Here is a 319-nt window from a genome sequence, read left to right as displayed (position 1 = left end):
AAAATACTAATAATCAGATAGGTTTAGATTTAGGAATTAAAGAATTTTGTATCTCAAGTTGTGGACAATTTATAGAAAATCCTAAGTATCTTCAGAAGTCATTAAACAAACTTGCTAAATTACAAAGAGAATTATCGAGAAAAACAATCGGTAGTTTAAATAGAAATAAAGCAAGATTAAAAGTTGCAAGACTTCAAGAACATATAGCTAATAGGCGAAAGGATTTTCTACAAAAACTATCTACTAAATTAATACAAGAAAATGATATTATTTGCATAGAAGATTTACAAGTAAAGAATATGACTAGAAATCGTAAATT

Annotated in this window: 1 protein-coding gene; it reads left to right on the top strand. The window is 25.4% G+C overall.

Annotation, left to right across the window (positions count from 1 at the left end):
- The coding region (locus KGF45_RS19785; protein WP_227843085.1) for a transposase at nucleotides 1–319 on the top strand (319 nt) is incomplete at both ends.

This window comes from Clostridioides sp. ZZV14-6154 (genome assembly GCF_020657785.1).
Taxonomy (GTDB): domain Bacteria; phylum Bacillota; class Clostridia; order Peptostreptococcales; family Peptostreptococcaceae; genus Clostridioides.
This window is presented reverse-complemented; position numbering and strand designations above follow the sequence as displayed.